Raw genomic sequence first — 6907 nt, 5'->3', positions numbered from 1 at the left:
GGCCGGCCACCCCCCCGACCGCCACCCCCCGCACGGCCACCAGCCGGCGGCCCCGCAGGCCGTCGCCCCGCCCGTCCCGCCGCAGCCGCAGGCCCCGGCGCACCAGCAGCACACCTACGGCTACCCGCCCGCCGCGCCCCTCGGCGGGCCGGACGGGTCCCTGCCGGAGGGCGGGTTCCCGGACGCCGCGGTCCGCGAGGACTCCGGCCCGGTGTACGCCCAGCCGGCCGGTCCCGGCCCGAACAGCCGGGGCGGCGACTTCGGCACCTCCTTCAACCTGGCCCCGCCGCAGCCCTCGGATCCCGTCCCGGCCGAGCCGGTGCGGACCACCTGGATCGCCGTGGTCTCCGCCGACCGGGACTACTTCACCGAGATGATGGCCCGCAGCGGCCCCGAGGCGGCCGGCCTGTTCTTCCCGCCGTACTGCCCCGAGCGCCGGATCCCGCTGACCGGCCGCGGCCAGCTGCGGATCGGGCGGCGCAGCCAGCACCGCGGCACGGTGCCGGAGATCGACCTGTCCGTCCCGCCGGAGGACCCGGGCGCCTCGCACCAGCACGCGCTGCTCGCCGAACAGGCCGACGGCAGCTGGGTGCTGGTCGACCAGGACTCGACCAACGGCACCACCATGAACGGCGGCGCGGAGCCGATCACCCCGCACACCGCGGTGCCGCTGAACGACGGCGACCGGATCCACATCGGCGCCTGGACCACCATCACCGTGCACCGCGGCTGACCCGCGCTCCCTGACCCACCGTTCACTGACCCGACGTTCACTGAACGGCCATCCGCCGAAAGTCCGTCGGAGACTTTTCTGACGTGCGATCAGCGGGCAACTCCGGCCGGGCCGGGCGGAATTCGACATCCGCCCGGCCCGATTCCGTTTTCGCCATCCTCAAAATATGCGCAAATTCGCCGACTCCGACGTGCACAACCGCCTTCACAAGCCCTACGCTCAGGGCACATGACTGCTGCTATATCCGCTGACGGCATCCGCCAGCGGTACGGGGATGTGCAGGCTGTCGACGGGGTGTCGTTCACCGTCGAGGCCGGCGAGTTCTACGGGATCCTGGGCCCCAACGGTGCCGGGAAGACCACCACGATGGAGATCCTGGAAGGCGTCCGGAAACCGGACGAGGGCCGGATCGAGCTGCTGGGCATGGCGCCCTGGCCGCGCAATCCGAAACTGCTGCCGCGCATCGGCGTGCAGTTCCAGGCGACCGCTTTCTTCCGGAAACTGACGGCCCGGGAGACCATCCGCACCTTCGCGTCGTTCTACGGGGTCGGCCCCAAGCGGGCCGACGCGATGCTGGAGCGGGTCGGCCTCTCGGACAAGGCCGAGACCCACACCGACCAGATGTCCGGCGGCCAGGCCCAGCGCCTGTCGATCGCCTGCGCCCTGGCCCACGACCCGGAGCTCGTCTTCCTGGACGAGCCCACCACCGGCCTGGACCCGCAGTCCCGGCGCAACCTGTGGGACCTCCTGCGGGACATCAACGCCGAGGGCCGCACGGTCGTGCTGACCACCCACTACCTGGACGAGGCCGAGGTGCTCTGCGACCGGGTCTCGATCATGGACCACGGCAAGATCCTCCACACCGGCGCCCCGGCGGCGCTGATCCGCGAGATCGACGACACCGTCCGGATCAGCGTGGCCTCCGGCCAACTCCCGCTCGACCGGGCCCGGGAGCTGCTGACCGCCGCCGGCGCGGACGTCACCACGCTGGAGGACGACACCGTCTCGCTCTCCGTCTCCACCCGCCTCCCGGCCCCGGTGCTCAGCGTCCTGGCCGAGCAGAACGCGCTGCGCGGCCTGGAAGTGCGCGGCGCCACCCTGGAGGACGTCTTCCTCCAGCTGACCGGACGGGAGTTCCGCGCATGACCGCCACCCTTCCCACCGAGCCGAAGGCCCCCGCCCGGCGCGGCGGCCCGGCCGCCGGCGAGCGGGAGCGGGTCAGCGCGTTCTGGAGCCTGTCCCGCGCCATGCTGCTCGGGATGAAGCGCGACCGCACCGCGACCTTCTTCATCCTGCTGTTCCCGCTGGTGTTCCTGGTGTTCTTCGGCGCCGTGACCAAGGGCTCCGGGAGCTCGCACGCCAAGGTGGCGCAGGTCGGCGCGGTGAAGCTGTTCGACTCCGCTCAGGGCGAGGACCGGGCCGGGCTGGAGAAGGTCCTCGCCATCACCAGGACCGACGACGAGGCCGCCACCCTGGAGAAGGTCCGCAAGGGCGACTACGACGCGCTGGTCAAGCAGGGCCCGGACGGCACGGTGGAGCTGCGCTACTCCGCCGCCGACCAGGTCCGCGCGGGCTCGGTCCGGGGCATCCTCAACTCGGTGGTGCAGAGCGCCAACCAGGAGGCCAGCGGCCAGAAGCCGGCCTACGTGCTGGACTCCCAACAGGTCGAGGACAAGTCGCTCAAGCCGATCCAGTTCCTCACCCCCGGCCTGCTCGGCTGGGCCGTCGCCACCGGCGCGGTGTTCGGGGCCGCGCTGACGCTGGTCAACTGGCGCAAGACCAAGGTGCTGCGCCGGCTGCGGCTGGCCCCGATCAGCGCCGGGACGGTGATCAGCTCCCGGATCCTGGTCTCGCTGCTGACCGCGTTCCTGCAGACCGCCGTCTTCCTGGTGGTCGCGACCAGCTTCTTCGGGCTCAAGCTCACCGGCAACTGGTGGCTGGTCATCCCGCTGGTGGCCTGCGCGACGCTCGCCTTCATGTCGATCGGCCTGCTGGCCGGCTCGGTCGCCAAGACCGAGGAGGCGGCCAACGGCATCTCGCAGATCATCGTGCTGCCGATGTCGTTCCTGTCCGGCTCGTTCTTCCCGATGGACGGCGCCCCGGGCTGGCTGAAGGGCGTCTCCCAGGTCATGCCGCTGCACTACCTGGTCGACTCGGCCCAGTCGGTGCTCACCCGCGGCGGCGGCGTCATGGACGCCCTGCCGACCATGGGCGGCCTGCTGCTCTTCGCGGCCGTGCTGACCGGCATCTCCTGGAAGCTGTTCCGCTGGGAGGACTGACCCTCCCCGGCTGACGCCCTTCCGATCCCGACGGGGTCGTACGCCTTTGGTCCCGGTGTACGACCCCGTCGGCGTCTGCGACCATGGTCGGGTGAGCGAGATCCGGCGAGGCACGTTGAGCGAGGAGACCTTCTACGACCAGGTCGGCGGTGAGCCGACCTTCCGGCGGCTGGCCCACCGGTTCTACGAAGGCATCGCCGAGGACGAGTTGCTGCGGCCGATGTACCCCGAGGAGGACCTCGGGCCGGCCGAGGAGCGGATGGCCCTCTTCCTGATGCAGTACTGGGGCGGCCCGCGCACCTACAGCGAGCGGCGCGGCCACCCGCGGCTGCGGATGCGGCACGCGCCGTTCAAGGTCGACAAGGCCGCGCACGACGCCTGGCTGACCCACATGCGGGCGGCCGTGGCGAGCCTGGAGCTGCCGGCCGAGCACGAGCAGCAGCTGCTGGAGTACCTGGCCTACGCCGCCGCCTCGATGATCAACACCCCGGGCTGAGCCGGCCGTCGGCGCCGGACCGCCGGCGCTGAGCCTGTCGGTACCCGGCCGTCGGGCGCCCGGTCTTCAGGCGCCCAGGCTCAACAAGCGCCCGGCCGCCGGGGTCAGCGGACCGGGCTGAGCCCCAGCCCCGCGCCGGGCGCGGCCGTGGTGCGCACGGCCACCGAGCCCGTCGGGGTGCTCAACCGCAGCCAGCCGCCCGCCCGGTGCACGGTCAGCGGGGCGCCGGGCTTCAGGAACCCGATCACGTACGCGGCGTGCAGCGCGCGCAGCGGCAGCTCGGGCAGCGCGCTGACCGGGCGGGACCAGATCTCGTCCGCCAGCCGGTCCAGCACCGCGCGGGTGCGGTGGTGCGCCGGGACGGCCTCGCTGCGCTCGCGGAACTCCCGCACCCCGGCCATGAGTTCGGGGTACACCTCGGCCACCGGCGGCGCCCCGACCGGCCGCCAGCCGGTGCGCGGCGGCAGCAGCCCGGCCCAGGCCGGGCCGGTCACCGGCGCGGGCAGCGCGACGGTGCCCGCCTCGGTGTCCACGCCGTCCAGCAGCTGACCCGCCGAGACGGTCAGGTCCACCGGCTCGTCCAGGCCGCCCAGCCGCACCGTGCGGATCGCCAGCGCGCCCGAACCGCCCAGCGGCAGCCGGCCGAAGACCGCCAGCACGCCGTCCCCCTCGCCCGGGCCCACCGCCTGGAGCCGGACGGCCGCCGCCCGGTCGAAGCGCAGCAGGCGCAGCAGGAAGGCGGAGAGGTCGGCGGCCTCCCCGGTGTCGGTGAGGGCGAGACGGGCGGTGACGGTCACGGCGGTTCGGTTCCTGTCGTCAGGTGGGGTCAGACGGCGGCGGCGACCGGCTCTTCGTCCAGGAAGCGGCCGAGGAACTCCCGCTCCACCGGCGAGATCCGGCGCGGCCGGCCCTCGGCCAGGTCGTAGGGGACGACCACGGTGGACGCCCGGACGTACACGATGTCGCTGCCGTCCTCGGCGACGTCCTTGATCTCGTACGAGACGGTCAGCGAGGCGCCGCCGATCCTCGTCACCCAGGTCTCGATGGTGACCGGCTCGGGCCGGTGCACCAGCGGGCGCTTGTAGTCGATCTCGTGGCGCGCCACCACCGAGCCGCCCGCGAACTCCCCGGCGCCGGCCGCGGCGGCCTGGGTGAACATGAAGTCGATCCGGGCCTCCTCCAGGTAGCGCAGGAAGACCACGTTGTTGACGTGCCCGAAGGCGTCCATGTCGGACCAGCGCAGCGGGCAGGCGTAGATGTGGCGAGCCACGGGTGTTCTCCTCGGTGTCCGGTCGCCCGCCGCCGTCCGCCGCCGGTGGGGCGGAGGGTGGTGACGGGCCGCGGCCCGGCAGGCCGCCCCGGAGGGCAGTCTGCCGGGCCGTTGTGACGGCTGGATGTCAGCCTCGGGTCAGCTTCTTGTAGGTGGCCCGGTGCGGACGGGCGGCGTCGGCGCCGAGCCGCTCGATCTTGTTCTTCTCGTACGACTCGAAGTTGCCCTCGAACCAGAACCACTTGCTGTCGCCCTCGTAGGCGAGGATGTGGGTGGCCACTCGGTCCAGGAACCAGCGGTCGTGGGAGATGACCACGGCGCAGCCGGGGAACTCCAGCAGGGCGTTCTCCAGCGAGGAGAGCGTCTCGACGTCGAGGTCGTTGGTGGGCTCGTCGAGGAGCAGCAGGTTGCCGCCCTGCTTGAGGGTGAGCGCCAGGTTCAGGCGGTTGCGCTCACCGCCGGAGAGCACGCCGGCCGGCTTCTGCTGGTCCGGGCCCTTGAAGCCGAAGGCCGACACGTAGGCGCGGGACGGCATCTCGACCTGGCCGACGTTGATCCAGTCCAGACCGTCGGAGACGACCTCCCAGAGGGTCTTCTTCGGGTCGATGTTGGCGCGGCTCTGGTCGACGTAGCTGATCTTGACGGTGTCGCCGACCTTGACCTTGCCGGAGTCCGGGGTCTCCAGGTCCTGCAGCATCTTGAACAGCGTGGTCTTGCCGGCGCCGTTCGGGCCGATGATGCCGACGATGCCGTTGCGCGGCAGGGTGAAGCTCAGGTCGTCGATCAGGACCTTCTCGCCGAAGGCCTTGTTGAGGTTCTCGACCTCGATGACGACGTTGCCCAGGCGCGGGCCCGGCGGGATCTGGATCTCCTCGAAGTCCAGCTTCCGCATCTTGTCCGCCTCGGCCGCCATCTCCTCGTAACGGGCGAGGCGGGCCTTGGACTTGGCCTGGCGGCCCTTGGCGTTGGAGCGGACCCACTCCAGCTCTTCCTTGAGCCGCTTGGCGCGCTTGGCGTCCTTCTGGCCCTCGACCTTGAGACGGGACTGCTTGGTCTCCAGGTAGGTGGAGTAGTTGCCCTCGTACGGGTAGGCACGGCCACGGTCGAGCTCGAGGATCCACTCGGCCACGTGGTCGAGGAAGTACCGGTCGTGGGTGACGGCCACGACGGTGCCCTTGTACTTGGCCAGGTGCTGCTCCAGCCAGTTCACCGACTCGGCGTCCAGGTGGTTGGTGGGCTCGTCGAGCAGCAGCAGGTCGGGGGCCTCCAGCAGCAGCTTGCAGAGCGCGACGCGGCGCTTCTCGCCACCGGAGAGCTTGGTGACCGCCCAGTCGCCGGGCGGGCAGCCCAGGGCGTCCATGGCCTGCTCCAGCTGGGCGTCCAGGTCCCAGGCCTCGGCGTGGTCCAGCTCCTCCTGGAGCTTGCCCATCTCGTCCAGCAGGGCGTCCGAGTAGTCGGTCGCCATCAGCTCGGCGATCTCGTTGAAGCGGTCGAGCTTCCCCTTGATCTCCTTGACGCCGTCCTGGACGTTCTCCAGGACCGTCTTGGTCTCGTCGAGCGGCGGCTCCTGGAGCAGCATGCCGACGGTGAAGCCGGGCGAGAGGAAGGCGTCGCCGTTGGAGGGGTGCTCCAGGCCGGCCATCATCTTCAGCACGGTGGACTTACCGGCACCGTTGGGGCCCACGACGCCGATCTTCGCTCCGGGGAGGAAGCTGAGCGTCACGTCGTCAAGGATGACCTTGTCTCCGTGAGCCTTGCGCACCTTGCGCATCGTGTAGATGTATTCCGCCACGTGAGATCGCTCCGGCGTCGTCGGGAGTATTCGGCTTGCAGCCTTCCATTGTGCCGCACCCGGCCCGGAGCCCCGAATCGCCCGGATGACCCCACGGGGGTATCCGGAACGGCTGCTCCGCGCGGGCTCCTCCGGCGCCCGCTGCGGGCGCCCCTCCGCCCCTTCCCGCCCCGGACGCGGCAGCCCGGCTCCGCCTCCGCCCGACTCCCGCGGGCACCCCGTCCGCCCCGCCCCCGACCGCCCGCGGCCCCCCGCCGCGGCGGGGCCCGCCGGCCCGCGACCCCGGGCCCCCCCCCCGCCCCCGGGGGGGGGCGCCCCCCGCCCGGGCGCCGGCGGG

7 protein-coding genes are annotated in these 6907 nt (G+C 72.0%); 4 read left to right on the top strand and 3 right to left on the bottom strand.

Annotation, left to right across the window (positions count from 1 at the left end; translation table 11 throughout):
- The 4 genes from ABZW03_RS34235 to ABZW03_RS34220 all read left to right on the top strand — a co-directional run.
- On the top strand, positions 1 to 733 hold a 733-nt coding region (locus ABZW03_RS34235; RefSeq protein ID WP_355267267.1), incomplete at its 5' end, for an FHA domain-containing protein.
- Between the two features lie 228 nt (positions 734 to 961).
- The gene (locus ABZW03_RS34230; RefSeq protein WP_355267264.1) at positions 962 to 1879 is read left to right on the top strand and encodes an ABC transporter ATP-binding protein; all 918 of its coding nucleotides are present in this window, start codon (positions 962 to 964) and stop codon (positions 1877 to 1879) included.
- Positions 1876 to 3012, top strand: coding sequence for an ABC transporter permease (locus ABZW03_RS34225; protein ID WP_355267261.1), 1137 nt, complete (start codon positions 1876 to 1878; stop codon positions 3010 to 3012). The genes ABZW03_RS34230 and ABZW03_RS34225 overlap by 4 nt, the downstream gene beginning before the upstream one ends.
- A gap of 91 nt (positions 3013 to 3103) precedes the next feature.
- On the top strand, positions 3104 to 3508 hold the full coding sequence (locus tag ABZW03_RS34220) for a globin (RefSeq protein ID WP_355267259.1): 405 nt from the start codon (positions 3104 to 3106) through the stop codon (positions 3506 to 3508).
- Between the two features lie 104 nt (positions 3509 to 3612).
- Here ABZW03_RS34220 and ABZW03_RS34215 read toward each other — a convergent pair whose 3' ends face one another.
- From ABZW03_RS34215 to ettA, 3 genes are all read right to left on the bottom strand, one after another.
- On the bottom strand, positions 3613 to 4305 hold the full coding sequence (locus ABZW03_RS34215) for a hypothetical protein (RefSeq protein WP_355267256.1): 693 nt from the start codon (positions 4303 to 4305) through the stop codon (positions 3613 to 3615).
- Positions 4306 to 4334: 29 nt separating this feature from the next.
- A complete protein-coding gene (locus ABZW03_RS34210) occupies positions 4335 to 4778 on the bottom strand; it encodes a thioesterase family protein (protein ID WP_355267253.1) in 444 nt (147 codons plus the stop codon).
- 127 nt (positions 4779 to 4905) lie between these two features.
- Positions 4906 to 6570 (bottom strand): energy-dependent translational throttle protein EttA, encoded by a 1665-nt coding sequence (ettA, locus tag ABZW03_RS34205; protein WP_355267250.1) that lies wholly within the window; start codon positions 6568 to 6570, stop codon positions 4906 to 4908.
- Positions 6571 to 6907: the final 337 nt, after the last annotated feature.

It is taken from the genome of Kitasatospora sp. NPDC004799 (assembly GCF_040609095.1).
In the GTDB taxonomy this organism is placed as follows: Bacteria; Actinomycetota; Actinomycetes; order Streptomycetales; family Streptomycetaceae; genus Kitasatospora.
This window is presented reverse-complemented; position numbering and strand designations above follow the sequence as displayed.